This window comes from Streptomyces sp. NPDC001544 (assembly GCF_042894285.1).
Classification (GTDB): Bacteria; Actinomycetota; Actinomycetes; order Streptomycetales; family Streptomycetaceae; genus Streptomyces.
In genome coordinates this window covers 229,997-247,723 of sequence record NZ_JBIAVN010000007.1, presented here as the reverse complement: position 1 = coordinate 247,723, position 17,727 = coordinate 229,997, and the positions used below count along the sequence as shown (strand labels likewise).

Annotated in this window: 15 protein-coding genes; 8 read left to right on the top strand and 7 right to left on the bottom strand. The window is 73.1% G+C overall.

From position 1 onward, the window contains the following. Positions 1–267: 267 nt before the first annotated feature. The 3 genes from efeU (at position 268) to ACFY0F_RS20485 (ending at position 5,085) form a co-directional block, all read left to right on the top strand. Complete coding sequence (gene efeU, locus ACFY0F_RS20495) at positions 268–2,298, top strand: iron uptake transporter permease EfeU (RefSeq protein WP_388795864.1); 2,031 nt, start codon at positions 268–270, stop codon at positions 2,296–2,298. A 56-nt stretch (positions 2,299–2,354) separates the two neighbouring features. After that, a complete protein-coding gene (gene efeB / locus ACFY0F_RS20490) occupies positions 2,355–3,638 on the top strand; it encodes an iron uptake transporter deferrochelatase/peroxidase subunit (protein WP_388796251.1) in 1,284 nt (427 codons plus the stop codon). A 412-nt stretch (positions 3,639–4,050) separates the two neighbouring features. Then, a complete protein-coding gene (locus ACFY0F_RS20485) occupies positions 4,051–5,085 on the top strand; it encodes a sodium-dependent transporter (RefSeq protein WP_388795862.1) in 1,035 nt (344 codons plus the stop codon). 7 nt (positions 5,086–5,092) lie between these two features. Here ACFY0F_RS20485 and ACFY0F_RS20480 read toward each other — a convergent pair whose 3' ends face one another. Further along, a complete protein-coding gene (locus tag ACFY0F_RS20480) occupies positions 5,093–6,412 on the bottom strand; it encodes a histidine kinase dimerization/phospho-acceptor domain-containing protein (protein ID WP_388795859.1) in 1,320 nt (439 codons plus the stop codon). A 113-nt stretch (positions 6,413–6,525) separates the two neighbouring features. Here ACFY0F_RS20480 and ACFY0F_RS20475 point away from each other — a divergent pair, with 113 nt between their 5' ends. From ACFY0F_RS20475 to ACFY0F_RS20455, 5 genes are read left to right on the top strand one after another with little or no spacing between them, the layout of a single operon-like run. Beyond that, positions 6,526–7,194, top strand: a complete 669-nt coding sequence (locus tag ACFY0F_RS20475; RefSeq protein WP_388795857.1) for a hypothetical protein — start codon at positions 6,526–6,528, stop codon at positions 7,192–7,194. Positions 7,195–7,199: 5 nt separating this feature from the next. Next, positions 7,200–7,940: an ABC transporter ATP-binding protein gene (locus ACFY0F_RS20470; protein WP_388795854.1), complete on the top strand. Its 741-nt coding sequence runs from the start codon at positions 7,200–7,202 to the stop codon at positions 7,938–7,940. After that, positions 7,927–8,616, top strand: a complete 690-nt coding sequence (locus tag ACFY0F_RS20465; protein ID WP_388795851.1) for an ABC transporter ATP-binding protein — start codon at positions 7,927–7,929, stop codon at positions 8,614–8,616. The genes ACFY0F_RS20470 and ACFY0F_RS20465 overlap by 14 nt, the downstream gene beginning before the upstream one ends. Next, complete coding sequence (locus ACFY0F_RS20460) at positions 8,613–11,255, top strand: FtsX-like permease family protein (protein WP_388795848.1); 2,643 nt, start codon at positions 8,613–8,615, stop codon at positions 11,253–11,255. The genes ACFY0F_RS20465 and ACFY0F_RS20460 overlap by 4 nt, the downstream gene beginning before the upstream one ends. A gap of 52 nt (positions 11,256–11,307) precedes the next feature. Beyond that, positions 11,308–12,036: a response regulator transcription factor gene (locus tag ACFY0F_RS20455; protein ID WP_388795845.1), complete on the top strand. Its 729-nt coding sequence runs from the start codon at positions 11,308–11,310 to the stop codon at positions 12,034–12,036. Positions 12,037–12,099: 63 nt separating this feature from the next. Here ACFY0F_RS20455 and ACFY0F_RS20450 read toward each other — a convergent pair whose 3' ends face one another. From ACFY0F_RS20450 to ACFY0F_RS20425, 6 genes are all read right to left on the bottom strand, one after another. Continuing rightward, on the bottom strand, positions 12,100–12,768 hold the full coding sequence (locus ACFY0F_RS20450; protein WP_358507435.1) for a response regulator transcription factor: 669 nt from the start codon (positions 12,766–12,768) through the stop codon (positions 12,100–12,102). After that, positions 12,765–14,045 (bottom strand): sensor histidine kinase, encoded by a 1,281-nt coding sequence (locus ACFY0F_RS20445; protein ID WP_388795841.1) that lies wholly within the window; start codon positions 14,043–14,045, stop codon positions 12,765–12,767. Before ACFY0F_RS20445 ends, ACFY0F_RS20450 begins: the two co-directional genes overlap by 4 nt. A 27-nt stretch (positions 14,046–14,072) precedes the next feature. Then, positions 14,073–14,912: an ABC transporter permease gene (locus ACFY0F_RS20440; protein ID WP_388795838.1), complete on the bottom strand. Its 840-nt coding sequence runs from the start codon at positions 14,910–14,912 to the stop codon at positions 14,073–14,075. Continuing rightward, the gene (locus tag ACFY0F_RS20435) at positions 14,909–15,847 is read right to left on the bottom strand and encodes an ATP-binding cassette domain-containing protein (protein WP_358507429.1); all 939 of its coding nucleotides are present in this window, start codon (positions 15,845–15,847) and stop codon (positions 14,909–14,911) included. Before ACFY0F_RS20435 ends, ACFY0F_RS20440 begins: the two co-directional genes overlap by 4 nt. A gap of 564 nt (positions 15,848–16,411) precedes the next feature. After that, complete coding sequence (locus tag ACFY0F_RS20430; RefSeq protein ID WP_388795834.1) at positions 16,412–17,341, bottom strand: M48 family metalloprotease; 930 nt, start codon at positions 17,339–17,341, stop codon at positions 16,412–16,414. Further along, positions 17,338–17,709 carry a BlaI/MecI/CopY family transcriptional regulator gene (locus ACFY0F_RS20425; RefSeq protein WP_388795831.1) on the bottom strand — a complete coding sequence of 124 codons (372 nt, stop codon included), beginning with the start codon at positions 17,707–17,709 and terminating at the stop codon, positions 17,338–17,340. The genes ACFY0F_RS20430 and ACFY0F_RS20425 overlap by 4 nt, the downstream gene beginning before the upstream one ends. Positions 17,710–17,727 lie beyond the last annotated feature (18 nt).

Genomic DNA, 17,727 nt, shown 5'->3' with positions numbered 1-17,727 from the left:
CCATCTTCCCTGGTCAGCCGCTGAGTGTGGGGCAGGCCACTGTTGACGGCCCCACGTGCGGGCTGACCCGCACAGAACCGTACCGTCGGGCCCGGCGAAGGCGACGTCGTCCCGCAGACCGCAGTGGAAGAGCTCCCGGGTTTTACTCCTGTATTACCGCCCCATGACCATCTGACTACAGGTCTGTAGTCAAGATGGTCCAGCCGTGGTTAGGGTTGCCTACGCTAATGGGCGCTGCTCGCACGGAGGCCGCCCGGGGAGGGTCGCATGTGGGATGACGCGTTTCCGAGTTTCCTGATCGGGCTGCGGGAGGGGCTCGAAGCGGGACTCATCGTCTCCATCCTCGTCGCGACCCTTGTGCGGGCGGATGCCCGCTCCCGGCTGCCGCAGGTGTGGACGGGCGTACTCGCGGCGATCACGCTCGCCATGAGTTTCGGCGCGGTCCTCACCTTCACCGCGGCCTCCCTGTCGGCCACCGCGCAGGAAGCCTTCGGCGGCACCCTCAGCGTGATCGCGGTCGCGTTCGTCACCGCCATGGTGTTCTGGATGCGCCGCTCGGCCCGCAGCCTGTCCGGTGAGATAAAGGAGAAGATCACCGGAGCCCTGGCCATGGGCTCGGGTGTGCTGATCCTCACCTCCTTCCTCGCCGTGGGCCGGGAAGGTCTGGAGACCGCGCTGTTCCTGTGGACCACGGCCCAGGCGGCCGGCGAGTCCTCCGGCCCTCTGACCGGCGCCGCGATCGGGCTGATCCTTTCGGCCGCCCTGTGCTGGGGCTTGTACCGGCGGGTCCTGAAGATCAACCTGACGAAGTTCTTCACCGCCACCGGAGCGGTCCTGATCGTGATCGCGGCCGGCGTTCTCGGCTATGGGCTGCGCGACCTGCAAGAGGGCGGAGTGCTGCCCGGCAAGGCGGCCTACGCGGTCGACCTGAGCGGCAGTATCGATGCCGGCTCCTGGTACAGCACGCTGGTGCAGGGCGTGTTCAACCTGACGCCGGCCATGACCTGGCTGCAGGTCTTCGGTTACGCCGGCTATCTCGCCGTGGTCATGACGCTGTTCGTGCGCGGCCTGCGCGCCACGGCGCCGAAGCCTGCCTCCGGCAAGGCGGCACCGGCCCCGGACGCCCCGACGCCCGCGCGGCGCCGCCCTGCCTGGGTGGTTCCCGTCGCCGTCGTCACCGTCCCCGCGCTCCTCGCGGGCCTCGCCGTCGCCTTCGGCCGTCCCAAGCCTGCCGCCGCCCAGACCGTCGCCGTCTCGGAGAAGGACTGCGGCGAGGGTTTCACCGCGCCGAAACCCGGCCGGCAGACCTTCCAGATGCACAACACCGGCGACAAGACTGCCGAGGTGTACCTCATCGACCCGGCCACGAACGCCGTCTACGGCGAGACCGAGGGCCTGGCACCCGGCACCACCCGCGCCCTGGTCGCCACTGTCGCCGGCGGCGCATACGCCTGGCGGTGCGTACCCAGCGGCAGCACCGCGGTCACCTCCGAGGCCGTCCGCGTCACCGGTGGCGGAGCTGCGAAGGCGGTCGTCCCGGTCTCGGAACACGACCTCTCCGGCCCGCTCGCGCAGTACCGGACGTACGTCGACGAGGGCCTGGCCGCTCTCGTGCCCCAGACCCGCACCCTGGCCGACGACATCAGGCACAACCACCTCGGCAAGGCCCGCACCGACTGGCTCACCGCGCACCGCACCTATGCCTCCCTCGGCGCCGCCTACGGCACCTTCGAGGACTTCGACCAGAAGATCGACGGAAGGGCCGACGGACTACCGGACGGCGTGCACGACAAGGATTTCACCGGCTTCCACCGCATCGAGTACGGTCTGTGGCACGGCGAGCCCGCCACCTCGCTCACCGCGCCGGCCCAGCGACTGGCCGCCGACGCCGCGGGCCTGCGGGAAGCCTTCCCGCACCAGGACTTCCACCCGTCCGACCTGCCGCTGCGCGCCCACGAGGTCCTCGAGAACACACTGCAGTTCGAGTTGACCGGCGGCACGGACGAGGGCAGCGGCACCAACCTCGCCACCGCCGACGCCAACCTCGCCGGCACCCGCGAGTTGCTCACCGTCCTCAGGCCGCTGCTCACCAGCCGCTCTCCGCACCTGCTGCCGACCGTCGACGCGGACGTCGCACGGCTACAGAAGCTCCTCGGCTCCGCCCACCATGGCAGCCACTGGACCCCCGTCGGACAGCTCGGCGCCACCGACCGCGCCCGCGTCAATGGGGTCACCGGCCAGCTGCTGGAGGACCTCTCCCCCGTCCCGGCCCTGCTGGAGATCCGGAAGGCCGCCTGATGACCACCGCACACCGCCGCATCGACGACCTCGCACGCACCGAAGGGAACGCCCCCATGCCGTCCGCCGAAACCTCCGCCCCGCAGGGTGGCTGCCCGGCCGGCGCCGACCGCCGCTCCTTCGTGAAGACGGCCCTCGGCGCCGGAGCAGCCGGTGCGGTTCTGGCCGGCGGCGGGCTCGCGCTCGCCGAGAGCGGCGGTGGCACCGCACAGGCGGCCGCGCAGACGGCGAACGCCGCCGAAGTGCCCTTCCACGGCCTCCACCAGGCCGGCATCATCACCCCGGCGCCGGCCGCCGCCACCTTCGTCTCCTTCACCGTCATCGCCGAAGACCGCGCGCAGTTGATGGAGTTGCTGAAGACGCTCACCAACCGGGCCCGCTTCCTGACCTCCGGCGGCATCCCCGCCGATCTCGGCGTCGGCGCCCCGCCCTCCGACAACGGCATCCTCGGCCCGACCGTCCCCGCCGACGGACTCACCATCACCGTCGGCGTCGGCGCGTCCCTCTTCGACGACCGCTACGGCCTCGCCACGGCCAAGCCCCGCCGCCTGACTCCCATGCGGACCTTCCCCAACGACAACCTCAAGCCCGCCGAGTGCCACGGCGACCTGTCCCTGCAGATCTGCGCCAACCGTCAGGACACCGTCCTGCACGCCTTGCGCGACATCGCCCGGCACACCCGTGGGGCCATGCAGATCAAGTGGCGCATCGACGGCTTCCAGAACACGCCCCGCCCCAGCGGCGCCCAGCGCAACCTCCTCGGCTTCAAGGACGGCATCGCCAACCCGGACGTCACCTCGTCCCGACAAAGCAACCGCCTCATATGGGTCGGGAGCGGCGCCGGCGAGCCCGCATGGGCCAGGGGCGGCAGCTACCAGGTCATACGGATCATCCGCATGCTCGTCGAGTTCTGGGACCGGGTCTCCCTCACCGAGCAGGAGAAGATGTTCGGCCGCCGCAAGGACACCGGCGCCCCGCTCGACGGCGTCAAGGAGACCGATGTCCCCAACTACGCCAAGGATCCGCACGGCAACGCGATCCCCCTCGACGCCCACATCCGCCTCGCCAACCCACGCACCGCCGCCACGGACGACTCCCGCATCCTGCGCCGCGGCTACAACTACGACCGCGGAATCGACGATGTCGGCAACCTCGACATGGGTCTGGTCTTCTGCTGCTACCAGCAGGACCTCAAGCGCCAGTTCGAGGCCACCCAGACCCGGCTGATCGACGAGCCCCTCGTCGACTACATCTCACCCACCGGCGGCGGCTACTTCTTCGCCCTGCCCGGAGTCCGCGACACCAAGGACTGGTTCGGCCGCGGGATGCTCACGAGCTGACACAGATTCCTCAAGGCCGTCCCCGTGCCGTGTCACCCCGGCTTTCGAACGTGTCCGTCGCTCCATGCTCGGCCGCGCAGCGGCGTGGTGACCGGAACGCCCGGTGCCTGCTCGCACGTGCACCACTCAGCGGCGGGCGTGAACCACACGGCCCGGGTGCACCACAGCACAACCAGCGCGGCGGCCTGGATGGCGGCGACGATCAGCACCTCGGTGATCCGAATGTAGCCGGTGACTCGGGGACCTTGTTTCAGCGCGGACGGTGGAAAGGCGAGCGGAGGCACTTGTGCCGGGTCCGGGAGTCTCGGAGAGTTCCCAGGTGGGCGGGACGCTGCCGGCGGTGACCTGAACGCATCCTGACTGCCGCGCGGCTTTCCCGGCCCGCCAGGTCAGGCCCGATCACGATGGGGCCATGCACACAAGCGCCGCGTCCTGGCTGCGGCACCGGCTCGGCCGCGCCATCGTCCTGTCCTACGCCCTCGCCCTGGTCCTGCCCGCCCCCGGCCTGTGGCTGCGCCGCCCCCACCACTTGCCGCCGTCGCACCTGACAGTGCACACCGCACCGCTCCTGCTGTCCCTGGTGCTGTTCTCGGCCGGGCTCCAGGTCCCCGTCCGCGCGCTGGGCGCCCTGCTGCGGCGTCCGAAGGCCCTGCTCTCCGGCCTCGTGCTGCACCTGGCGATCCCACTGGCGGTCGTGCCGCTCGTCGCCCTCCTGCTGCGGCGCACCCCGGACGCCGACGGCGGCAGCGGACTGCTCACCGCGATGATCCTCGTCGTGGCGATGCCCGTCGCCGCCGGGGCGACCGTGTGGACCGACAAGGGCGACGGAGATCAGCCGACCATGGTGGGTCTCGTCCTGGCCTCCACCCTCCTCAGCCCGCTGACCACCCCCGTGTTGCTGGCGACGCTGTCGCCGCTGCTCAGCGGCGGCTACGCGCACACCCTCGCCGCGACCGGCCGGCTGACCCAGGGTGACTTCGCCCTCACCGCCGTGGTCCTTCCCTGCGCGGCGGGCTTGTTGGGTGCACTCGTCCTGCCCGCGCGATGGCTGGGCCGCCTGGTCACGACGGTGACGCCGTCGGCCATGGCCGGTTCGCTGGTCCTGACCTACGTCAACGCCAGCGGCGCCCTCGGATCCGTCCTCACACGGCCACGACCGCTCCTGCTCGCCGCTGCCCTGGCCGTGGCCGCCCTGGTCTGCCTGCTCTCCTTCGTCCTCGGCCGGGTCGCCGCCCACTTCCTGCGGCTGGAGGCGGGGACCGCCTCGTCGCTGACGCTCGCCTGCGGCATGAACAACAGCAGCGCCAGCGCGGTGCTGATCACCACGTCCCTGCCCGACAAACCGCACCTGCTGCTGCCGGTCCTCGCCTACGGGCTGCTGCAGAAGATTGCCGCGAACCGGATCGTCACCCGGCTGCGACCGGCTCCCACCGCAGCAGGCGCCTGAACCCTCCTCAGCCGTCGCCCTCGGAGCCGGGCTCCTCGCGGCGTACGGGGACGAGCAGGGTGAAGGCGGCTGGACGGCGGCTGGACAGGGAGAGTCTGCCGCCCAGGGACACGGCCAGATCGCGGGCGAGGGACAGGCCGATGCCGGAGCCCTCCCCCGCGCCGGTGCGGCCGCGGTCGAACAGCCGGGACGCCTCGCCGTCCACCGCGCCCTCGTCGGTCACATCGAAAGCGACGGCCTCCCCGAGATCGCGGGCCGTGAGGCGCACGGTGCCGCGCCCGTGGACGCGCGCGTTCTCCAGCAGGACGCCGAGGATCTCGGTGACGGGGGCGCCGAGGACGCGAACGTCGTCCCCCGTCTCGAGGACCGCGGCCTCCAGGCGTCTGCCGTCGCGGGCGAACAGTCCGTGCCAGCGCTCCTCGGTCTCGCGCAGCAGCTGCGACACGGGCGTGTCGGGGGCGGGCCGACGCGGCAGGCCGTGGGAGCGGGACAGGCGCAGCACCTCCTCCACCGTCCGGTGCAGGCGGCGTGTGGTGGCCAGGGCCTCCTCCAGGGCGGGCCGCAGCCGGGCGTCGTCGTCCTGGGCGATCCCCGCCTCCAGGGTGAGCTGCAGCCCGGCGAGCGGGGTGCGCAGCTGGTGGGAGGCGTTGGCGGTGAAGTCGCGCTCGTGGCGCAGGAGTTCGGTCAGGCTGTGCAGCATCTCGTTGTGGGTCCGCGCGACCTGGTCGATCTCGGCGACGCTGCTGGGCGCGGCCCGGGCGCTCAGGTCGCCTGCGGTGACGGCCCGGCAGTGCCGGGAGAGGTCCTCCAGCGGCGCGGCCAGCAACCGCGCCTGCCTGCGGGCGACGAGGACGGCCACAGTCAGCGCGAGGGCGCAGACCCCGGCGAGGACCGCCCAGGCGATCAGGACCCGGTGGCGTACGGCGGCTGCGGGCGAGGAGGCCCGTACGACGCCGATCACCCGCTCGGCGTGCGAGACGGGTACCGCGACGACCAGGTCGCCGCCCGGCCGGCCGCGCACCACCTCCGCGGCCAGCGCCCGCCGCACAGCCGCATCGCCGGTGCGAGGGCCGGTGCCGGCCCGCAGCCGCAGCGAGGGGTCGTACAGACCGAGACGGCCGTCGGCCGGTGGCGCGGGCAGTTCTACGGGGTCGCCGGTCGCGTAGTCCGGGCTGACGCGTACCGCGCCCGACAGAGCCGCCCGTTCCAGGGTGTCGCGCTGGTCGGCGTACAGGGACGACCTGATCGCCAGGGCCAGCGGGACGGCGAGGAGGACGACGGCGACCAGGGCGGCGGTGAGGGCGACTCGCACCACGCGCTGTCTCATGCCCCCATCCTGCGGGCCCCCGACCGGTCCGTGGGCGGTCCGCCACGCGCTTTTGCCGTCGTCTAACCGTCGGCGCGCGGGGCGTTAACCGACGGCTGTCTAGCGTCGGTGACATGGCAGCAGAGCAGAACCCGGCAGTAGCTCGGGAGGGCAGTGGCATGTCGTACAAACGTATCTCCGCCGGCCTCGTCGCAGTGACGGTGGTCGCGGCCGTGATCGCGGGGTGTTCCGGATCGTCGTCCGGGGCGCATTCCGGCCCGGGTTCGACGGCCCCGGTGCGGGCGGCGAACCCGGCCCCCACCGAGTCGAACCCGCCCGGCGACATCCCCGACAACCAGGTGTTCGTGGCCTACCGTCCCACCGGCGGCTTCACCGGATTCACGGTGAAGGTACCGGAGGGCTGGGCCCGCACCGACAAGGGCGCTACGACCGTCTTCACGGACAAGCTGAACAGCGTCACCATCGCCACGGCCAACGCCTCCACCGCCCCGACCGTCACCTCCGTCAAGGACACGGTCGTACCTCACCTGCGCGGGGCGGTGCCGAAGTTCGCATCGCCGAAGGTGTCGCAGGTGACCCGTAAAGCGGGCCCCGTCGTCCTTCTCACCTACCAGGGCGACTCGGCCAGGGACCCGGTCACCGGCAAGGTGGTGCGCGACGCATTCGAGCGGTACGCCTTCTACCGGCAGGGCCACGAGGTGGACCTGACGCTGTCCGGCCCGGTCAACGCCGACAACGTCGACCCGTGGCGGATCGTCAGCGACTCGTTCGCGTGGCGGTGAGTGCGATGCCCGCCGGACCGTCCGACGACGACGTGGTGCTGGCCGCCCGGGAGCTCTACCGCTTCTACCGGGCCGGCGAGGAGGAGACGCTCGCGCTGCGCGGAGTGTCACTGCGGGTGCGGCGGGGAGAGACGGTCGCCGTCGTCGGCCCGTCAGGGGCGGGCAAGTCGACCCTGCTGGCGTGCCTGGCCGGGCTCGACGAGCCGTCGGGCGGCGAGGTCCGGGTGGCGGGCGTGCGCATCAGCCATCGGCCCGAGACCGAACGCGCCCGGCTGCGCGCGCGTCATGTGGGAGTGCTTCTGCAGTCCCGCAACCTGCTGCAGCATCTGACCGTGCGCGACAACATCCGACTCGCCCAGCATGCGGTGCGCGGCCGTCCCACGGTGCGGGCCGCGGCGCTGCTGGAACAGGTGGGGCTCGGGCGGCGGGCGGGCGCGCTGCCCCGGCAGCTGTCCGGCGGTGAACTGGCCCGGGCCGGGCTCGCCGTCGCGCTGGCCAACTCCCCGGCCGTGCTGCTGGCCGACGAGCCGACCGGCGAACTCGACGGCGTGACCGAGGAGTTGGTGCTGCGGATGCTGCGGGACCGGGCGGCGGACGGTTGCGCGGTGCTGATCGTGACGCACAGCGCGGAAGCGGTGCGGGGCGCCGACCGAGTGATCACACTGGACGATGGGCGGGCCCGCGAGGGACACGAGGGACACGAGGGAACCGCTCAGGCGAAGGAGAGCAGCCATGTCCTCCGCTGACCTGCTCGTCTCCTGCCGGGGCGTCGCCCTCACCTTCGGCCGGGGCCCCACCGCCGTGGTGGCTGTGCACGGCGCCGACCTTGACGTTCGCTCCGGCGACCGGCTGGCGATCGTGGGACCGTCCGGGTCGGGGAAGTCGTCCCTGCTCCATCTGCTGGCCGGGCTCGAACGCCCCACCAGCGGCACGATCACCCGGCCCGGACTCCACGCCCCCCGGGACATCGGCCTCGTCTTCCAGGCCGACAGCCTCATCCCCGCCCTCGACGTCACGGAGAACACCGCGCTGCCGCTCGTCCTGGCGGGACGTCCGCAGGAGGACACCCGCCGTCCGGTCGCCGAGGCGCTCGACGTGGTCGGCGCGGCCGGGCTGGCCGACCGGCTGCCCGACGAGATCTCCGGCGGCCAGGCCCAGCGAGTGGCTGTGGCCCGGGTGCTGGCGCAGGCGCCGCGGCTGATCCTCGCGGACGAGCCCACCGGCCGCCTCGACCACGCCACCGGCGCCCGCGTCCTGGACGCCCTGCTCGCGGCGGCCGACCGGACGGGCGCGGCCCTCGTCGTCACCACCCACGACCCCGCCGTCGCCGCCCGGCTCACCGTCCGGCGGTTCATGCGCGACGGCCGGCTGCTCGCACCCGAAGCAGCGCGAGCGCCGGACCCACGAGGGAGCCTGTCATGATCACCGCCTGGGCGGGCGGACTGGCCCGCCAACGCATCGGACGGCTCCTGGCCGCCGTAGCCGGGATCGCCCTCGCCGTCGCCCTGGTCGCCGCGCTCGGCTCCTTCCTCACCGCGTCCAAGGCGACCATGACCCAGCGGGCAGTCCGCTCGGTCGCCGTGGACTGGCAGGTCGAGGTACAGCCGGGCGCCGACCCGAACGCCGTCCGGTCGCTGGTGCAGGCCGCCGGCGGCACCCGGGCCGCACTGCCCGTCGGCTTCGCCCGCACCACCGGCTTCACCGCCACCGTGGGAGGCAGCACCCAGACGACCGGCCCCGGCGTCGCGCTCGGCCTGCCGGCCGACTACCGCAGCCACTTCCCCGACGAACTGCGCACGCTCTCCGGCTCCGGCACCGGCGTCCTGCTCGCCCAGCAGACCGCCTCCAACCTGCACGCCGCCCCCGGCGACACCATCGGCGTACGGCTGCCCGGCGCCGGACTGCGGCAGGTGCGGGTGGACGGCGTGGTCGACCTGCCCCAGGCCGACTCGCTGTTCCAGAAGGTCGGCGCGCCCACGCAGTCCCAGCCGACCGCTCCCCCGGACAACGTCGTCCTCCTGCCCGCCGCCCGGTTCGCCTCCCTCACCAGGGGAGCCACGGACGTCACCACCCAGATCCACGTGGCCCGCGACGCGAAACTGCCGGCCGACCCGGCCGCCGCCTTCACCTCGGTCACCGGCGCCGCACACCACCTGGAGGCCAAGTCGGCCGGCTCCGCGCTCGTCGGCAACAACCTGGGCGCGGCCCTTGACTCCGCCCGCCAGGACGCCCTCTACGCCCAGATCCTCTTCCTCTTCCTCGGCGTCCCCGGCGCCGTCCTGGCCGCCGCCCTGACGGTGGCGGTCGCCGCGGCCGGCGGCGAACGGCGCCGCCGGGAACAGGGCCTGCTACGGCTGCGCGGGCTACGTCCCCGCCAGATCACCGCGCTCGCGGGACTGGAAGCCGCGCTGGTCGGGGCCGTCGGCGGCCTCGCGGGTCTCGGGCTCGCCGCGCTGACCGGCCGCCTCGCCTTCGGCGCCGCCTCCTTCGGGGCGGGCGCGGGCACCTGGGCCCTCTGGTACGCCATCGCGTTCGTCCTCGGCGTGGCCGTGGCCGCCGCCGCCGTGCTCGTGCCCGCCCTGCGGGATCTGCGCACGGTGACCGTCGCCGACACCAGGCGGGAGCCGCGCGGGTCGCGTTCGCCCTGGTGGCTCCGGTACGGCCTGGACTTCGCGCTGCTGACCGGCTCCTGGCTGGTCTTCCGCGCCTCCTCCGGCAATCAGTACGCCCTCGTCCTCGCCCCGGAGGGCGTGCCCAGCGTCTCCGTCTCCTACTGGGCGTTCCTCGGCCCGGCCCTGCTGTGGCTGGGCGCGGCCCTGCTGCTGTGGCGGCTGACCCTGCTGGTCCTCGCCCACGGCCGGCCTGCCCTGGCCCGTCTCGCCCGGCCGCTGACCGCGACCCTCGCCACGACCACGGCGGCCGTGCTGTCCCGCCGCCGGCGGCCGCTGGCCCGCTCCGTGGTACTGCTCGCCCTCGCCGTGTCGTTCGCCATCTCGACGGCCGTCTTCAACTCCACCTACCGTCAGCAGTCCGAGGTCGACGCCCGCCTCACCAACGGCGCGGACGTCACCGTCGCCGAACCGCCCGGCGCACAGGTCCGGGCGAGCGCGGCCGACACGCTGAAGGTCTCCGGCGTCCGGAACGTCGAGCCCCTCCAGCACCGCTATGCCTACGTCGGCTCCGACCTCCAGGACCTCTACGGCGTCCGGCCCGCCACCGTCGCGAAGGCGACCTCGCTCCAGGACGCCTACTTCTCGGGCGGCACGGCAGGCCAGCTGATGCGCCGGCTCGCCCAGCGCCCCGACAACCTGCTGGTCAGCGCTGAGACCGTGCACGACTTCCAGCTCTCCCCCGGCGACACCGTCAACCTCCGGATCCAGGACGCCCGTACGAAAGCGCTGCGCACCGTGCCCTTCCACTACGCCGGGATCGTCAAGGAGTTCCCGACCGCGCCGAAGGACAGCTTCTTCGTCGCCAACGCCGCCTACGTGGCGAGGGCGACCGGCAGCGACGCGGTCGGCGCCTTCCTTCTCGACACGGGCGGAAGCCACCAGCAGCAGATCGCCGCACATCTGCGCCGGCAGCTGGGCACCGGCGCCACGGTCACCGACCTCACGCAGACGCGCGGCACGGTCGGCACCAGTCTGACCTCCGTCGACCTGGCCGGACTCACCCGGATCGAGCTGGCCTTCGCGGTGCTGCTGGCCGCCGGGGCGGGAGGGCTCGTCCTCGCCCTGGGCCTCGCCGAACGCCGCCGTACCTTCGCCGTGGCCACCGTCCTCGGCGCGAAGGGCGGTCAGCTGCGCGGCATGGTCCTCACCGAGGCCCTGCTGCTGGCCGCCGGCGGCCTGGCGGGCGGCGCCCTCATCGGCTGGGCCCTGTCCGAGATGCTCGTGAAGGTCCTGACGGGCGTCTTCGATCCGCCGCCCGCGAGCCTGTCGGTGCCGGGCGGTTACCTGGCCCTGACCGCGGGCGCGGCCGTCGTCGCCGTCCTGGCGGCCGCGCTGAACGGCATCCGCAGCGCCGGCCGGCCCGCCGTGGAGGAGCTGCGTGACCTGTGAGCGGACGGGAGCGGGCGGGCTGCGGGCGTCGCCCGCTCCTACGCTGTCCAGCATGCGCACGCACGCGACCGCCGACCCGAGGTGTCACCGCGTCCTCGTCGTCGAGGACGACGAGACCATCGGCCGCCACCTGGAGACCGGCCTGCGCGGCAACGGCTACGCACCGACCTGGAGCCGGACGGGCTCCGCAGCGCTGGCCGAGGCCGCGCGGACCCCGTACGACGTGCTGCTGCTCGACCTGGGACTGCCCGACATGGACGGTCTGGACGTCGCGCGCGCCGTGCGCGCCCGGCACCCTGACCTGCTGATCGTCATCCTGACGGCCCGCACGGACGACATCGACGTCATCGCCGGGCTGGACGCGGGGGCGGACGACTACCTCGTCAAGCCCTTCAGTCTGACCGTGCTGCTCGCCCGGCTCCGCGCCCATCTGCGCCGCCGGGTCGTCGCCACGCCTCCGCAGGAACCCGTCCGGCTGGCCGACCTCGTCGTCGACGTCGTGGCCCGCCGCTGCACGCTGCACGAGGCGGAAGTCGACCTGCGTCCCAAGGAGTTCGACCTGCTCGCCGTCCTGGCCCGGCACGCCGGGGAGGCCGTCTCCCGGGAGACCCTGATGGCCGAGGTCTGGGACGAGAACTGGTTCGGCTCCACCAAGACCCTCGACGTCACCATGGCCGGGCTGCGCCGACGCCTCGCGCAGGCCGCCGACGCCTCGGTCCGCCCCACCGTCCTGCCCCGCATCAGCACCTTGCGCGGGCACGGCTACCGCCTGGAACTCTGACGGGCCCCGCGGCGCGGCAGCAGCGAGCAGGCCGCCGGTCTTCCCGGCCGCCGCTCATCGGGTTCAGTCGGCGTTGGGCCGGGCGAGGCCGTGGTCGTAGGCGAAGATCACTGCCTGGATCCGGTCGCGGGCTCCGATCTTGGCCAGGACGCGGCCCACGTGGGTCTTGACGGTGGACTCGGAGAGCACGAACCGGGCGGCGATCTCGCCGTTGGTCCAGCCCTTGCCGACGGCGACTAGGATCTCCCGTTCGCGGTCGGTGAGGGATCCGAGCCTCGGGTCCTCGGCGGCGTCCCCCCGGCGGGCGGGGACGTACTGGGCGAACTCGTCCAGGAGGCGGCGGGTGAGGGCGGGTGCGATCACGGCGTCACCGGAGGCGACGGCGCGGATGCCTGCGAGAAGTTCCTCGGGGCGCGCGTCCTTGAGGAGGAAACCGCTGGCGCCGGCCCGGATCGCGGCGTGGACGTACTCGTCGAGGTCGAACGTCGTGAGCACGAGGACGCGTGAGCGGCCGCCGGCGGCGACGATGCGGCGGGTGGCCTCGATGCCGTCCATGCCGGGCATGCGGACGTCCATCAGGACGACGTCCGGGCGCAGTTCGGCGGCCTTGCGGACGGCCTCCGCGCCGTGGGCGGCCTCCCCGACGACGTCGGTCTCGGGGACGGAGTCCAGGAGCAGGTGGAAGCCGTAGCGCTGCAGCGGCTGGTCGTCCACGATGAGGACGGTGGTCACCGGTCACCGCCCCGGGGCGTGAGGTCGAGGACCGCCTCGACACTCCACCCTCCGCCGTCCGTCGGCCCCGCGCTGACGGTTCCGCCGTACAGAGCGGCTCTTTCTCGCATGCCCACCAGGCCGTGCCCTTCCTCGTTCGGCGGTCCCGGCTGTGCGGCCGGGCCGGTGTCCTGGACCCGGATGCTCAGCCGGGTGTCCGTCACGGCGACCACCAGGTGCACCCGGGCGTCGTCGGCGGCGTGCTTCATGGTGTTGGTGAGGGCTTCCTGGACGATGCGGTACACCGTCAGCTGGACCCCGCCGTCCAGGGCCTCGACGTCGCCGGAGGTCCGGTAGACGACCTCCAGTCCGGCGGCGCGCACCGTGGCGCACAGCGCGCCGATGTCCGCGATGCCGGGCTGCGGGCTGAGCTCGGGCCCGCCGATTGGGCCGTCCCCGGCCTCGCGCAGTACGCCGAGCACGCGCCGCAGCTCGCCGAGGGCCTGCCGGCCGGTGTCGCCGATGAGCCGCAGGGCCTCCTTGCCCCGTTCGGGTGCGATGTCGGTGGCGTAGGCGCCGGCGTCGGCGAGGGTGATGATCACGGACAGGTTGTGGCCGACGATGTCGTGCATCTCGCGGGCGACCCGGGTGCGTTCAGTGGCCGTGGCCAGCCTGCTGCGCTGGTCGCGCTCAATTTCCAGCCGGGCGGCCCGCTCCCGTAGTCCGGCGAGCTGGGCCCGGCGGATTCGTACCATGAGGCCGAGCGCGAGGGCCGCCGTGGCCGTGCTCAGCAGGAAGAACAGCGCGTCCCAGACGGACACGGCCGAGGACGCGCGGAACGCGACCAGCAGCATGGCCCCGGCCATCACCGCACCGGCCCACGGCAGCTGCCGCAGCCGACCGTGCAGGGCCAGGCTGTACAGGGCGACGAAGAGGGCGACGTCCGCGCGCAGCGCCGCGCCCAGGGACCACTGGAGGACGAACACCGAGGCGATGACGCCGAAGGCCACCATGGGCTTGCGTCGCCGCCACAGCAGGGGCAGTACCAGTCCTGCCTGCAGTGCCAGCATTCCCGCGACGGGCAGCTCGGTGAAGGCGAGCCGGAAACGGCGTGGGCCGTCGCCGTCGTCCACACCGCCGCGCAGCAGGTCGGGCAGGCAGAACATCAGGAAGACCACGATCACGACCGCGGTGTCCAGCACCCACGGATGAGTCCGGTCGGCCTGCCGCAACCGCTGGCCGCCCCGGGACAGCCGGGCGACCAGCGGTCCCATCCCGCTGATGTCATCGGTCGTCACGGACGTCACCTGTCCATGGTGCGGGCGTCAGACGTCGGTGCGCGCGAGCCGGTACGCCGCGCCGCCCAGCGCAAGCGCCGTCCAGCCCAGGAAGACCAGCAGCCCGGCGCCCGGCGACAGGGACGTCGAGTCGTGGGTCAGCGCGAACATCGACTCACCCGCGTTGGACGGCAGGTAGGGACTGATGTCGCCCCGCCAGGAACTCGGCAGCAGGGAGATCAGCCCCGGGATCAGCATCAGGGCGGCGACCAGCACCGAGATCCCCCCGGCCACCGACCGCAGCAGCGCGCCCAGCGCGGCCCCTGTCACCCCGACGAGGCCGAGGTAGAGCCCGGCGCCCAGCAGGCTCCGCAGCACACCGGCGTGCGAGAGGCTCATGGCCGCGGGCGTGCCCGCGACGATTCCACTGCCGAACAGGAAGGCGACGAACCCTCCCACCGTCCCCACGACCAGTGCGACCAGTCCGAAGACAGCAGCCTTGGACCACAGCACGGGCAGCCGGCGGGGCACCGCCGCGAGCGTGGAACGGATCATGCCGGTCGAGTACTCGCCCGCCGTGACCAGCACGCCGAGCACGCCCAGGGCGAGTTGGGCGAAGTTCGTGCCGAAGAGGGACAGGCTGACGGCCGTCGAATCGGCGAAGTCCCGGTCCATGTGGCCGGAGTCGATCCCCGACTTGTAGCGACTCGCGGAGATCAGGCCGAAGGCCACCAGGAACAGCAGGCCGAGGCCCAGGGTGATCCAGGTCGAGCGCAGGGACCACAGCTTGGCCCACTCGGAGGTGAGCACGCGCCGTCCCGTCACCCGGTACGCGGGGCGGGCGGGAGTGGTCCTGGGTTCCTCCGCGGTCGCGGTGAGGGTGCTCATGCGGGCCTCCCGAGGGTGTCGATGCCGGTCGTGGTGCCGTGGTACTCCACGGCGTCCCTGGTCAGGTCCATGAACGCCTCCTCCAGTGACACGCTTCGCCCGCTCAGCTCGAACAGCGCGATGCCGTGCTCGGCGGCCCTCAGCCCGATCTCGCGGGCGGTCAGCCCGGTCACCTGCAGCTCCTCGGAACCGATCCGGCCGATGACATCGACGTCCGGCCCGGCGAGCGCGTCTCGCAGCCGGGCCGGGTCCTGGGTGACGACCTTCACCGTGTCCCCGCCGGCCTCGCGGATCAGGTCTGCCACGGTCGTGTCGGCCAGCAGCCGTCCGCGTCCCACGATGATCAGGTGGTCCGCCACCAAGGCCATCTCGCTCATCAGGTGGGAGGACACGAACACCGTCCGACCCTCGTCGGCGAGCCCTTTCAGAAGGTTGCGGATCCAGAGCACCCCTTCCGGGTCCAGCCCGTTGACCGGCTCATCGAGCATCACCGTCTGCGGATCGCCCAGCAGCGCCGCCGCGATGCCCAGCCGCTGGCCCATCCCGAGGGAGAAGGCGCCGGCCCGCTTCTTCGCCACGCTGTCGAGTCCGGCAAGGCCGATGACCTCGTCGACCCGGGTGCCGGGAATGCCGTGGGTGAGCGCAAGCGCCTTGAGGTGGTTGTACGCCGAGCGGCCCGGGTGGATCGACTTCGCCTCCAGGAGGGCGCCGACCTCCTGGAGCGGCGCCCGGTGGTGGGCGTAGCGGTGGCCGTTCACGGTCACGGAGCCGCTGGTCGGGGCGTCGAGGCCGACGATCATGCGCATGGTCGTGGATTTGCCCGCGCCGTTGGGCCCCAGGAAGCCGGTCACCGTGCCGGGCTTCACCACGAAGTCCAGCCCGTCGACGGCCGTCTTCTCGCCGTACCTCTTGGTCAACCGCCGTGCGTCGATCATTCGCGTTCTCCCTGTCGGGCTCCGGCGTCCGTCACTTCGGACGCCTCACCGGCAACGCTAGGTGCCGGATCACCCGGATCCGGTGGTACCGGGAGGCTGAACCGCGGCGGGCGCGTAGTACCGCGGTACTACGCGCCTACCTGCGGCGTCGTGTTCGTCGGCTCCGCAGTGGTGGCAGCAGGCGTCCGGCCTCTCGGAGGGCGCCCCGCCCCCGCGGTACGGCGGCGCCGCTGGCAAGGAGGTACGCCGGGCGGCTGCGGCGGTCGGGGACCGCGTCGGCCGCCCGTGCCCTCGCTCGGGCGGCGCTCGCGGCCGGCCGGAAGCCGCCGCTCGGACTCGGCTTCACCGACCGCGCGGCCTTCCGCCGTGTCGCCGCCTCCAGTCCGCCCCACCCCGCGCCTGTGCCGCCGGCGGTGACCGTTCTGGCGCTTGGTGCCCTCACCGCGCTGGTCGCCGCCGACGCAATCGGCGACCTGCTCCGGCTGCTGGAGCCGGTCCTCGCCTGGGGATGATCACGCGGCGGAACGGTCGCGCATCCGGCGGTGGGCCGCCGGGTCGAACCTGTCAGGGAGCCTGCTCGCCCTGGGCGACCTCGACCTCGTGGTGGAAGTCGACGACGCCTGCCGCTCCTGCGACGACGGACAGGACCGTGCAGGCTACGAGGAGGAACGTGGTCCGGCGGATGGTGCGCGGGTGCGTCCGGGTGGGTGCGAGAAGCGCGGCGACGCGTTGCGGCACCGGTCCGGTGGTCGCCGCGGGTGCGAAGTCCGGTCGGGCGGAGGGGATGGCGTTTCCGGCGAGGGCGGCGCGGGCGATGGCCGTGGCGATCAGGCGCCGGTCTCCGGTGACCTCGGCGGCGGCCTCGTCGGCGGCCCGCTCGGCGGCGAACCGGATGGTGCCACGGGTGGTGCGCAGGGCGGGGTGGCAGTGGGCGGCGAGTTCGGCGGCGGCCAGGAAGTAGTGGTGGCCGGCCCGGTTGTGGGCGCGCTCATGGGCGAAGAGGGCCTCACGCTCGGCAGGTCCCAGGCTGCGCAGCATGGCGGTGGTGACGACGATGCGGTGGGGCCGGCCGGGCAGGGCGTACGCGTCCGGATCGGGCGAGTCGATCACGCACAGGTCACCGGCGGCGGGGCGGCGGTCGGCCTGCGTGCGGGCGGTCCGGAAGGCGCGGGTCTGCCGGAAGGCCGAGCGTGCGAGAGTCCAGACGCTGAGGGTGAGCACCCCGGTGGCGGCCACGGCGGCGGGGAGGACGACGTAGTCCGAGGGAGTCCGCAGGGGGTGGACGAGTTCACCGAGGACGGCGAGGGCGGGGAGTTTGAGCAGTCCGGTCAGGACGAGGGCGCCGAGGGCGGCGACGCAGGTTCCCGCCAGCGCCAGGGTCGAGGCGGTGAGGACCCACAACGCGGTGGCGGGGGCCAGTCGGTCGAGGGTTCGGCGGGCCAGTTTCGGCGCGAGGAAGGGCAGGATCAGGGGGAGGAGCAGCAGAGCGGTCATCGCTCGTCACCGTCGAGGAGCCGGCGCAGGTGCTGCTCGTCGCCGGGACTGAGCTGGGCCACGAAGCGGGCCAGGACCGTCTCCCGGTCGGTGTCCCGGTCGAGTTCGGTGTGCATGCGCCGGGCGGTCAGGCCGGGCGCGTCCTGGACGGGGAAGTAGGCGTAGCCGCGGCCCTGCCGCTCCCGGTCGACGATGCCCTTCTCGTGCAGACGGGTCAGTATCGTCGCCACCGTCGTCCGGGCCAGGCCGGAGCCGAGCTCGATCTGCACCCGCCCTGGCGTGAGTGGGGCGCCGGCGGCCCACAGCGCGGCCATGACGGCGGCCTCGAGCTCGCCTGCCGGCCGCCTCTCGTCCCTCGCGTCGGTCATGGGAACGTTCCTCACTCC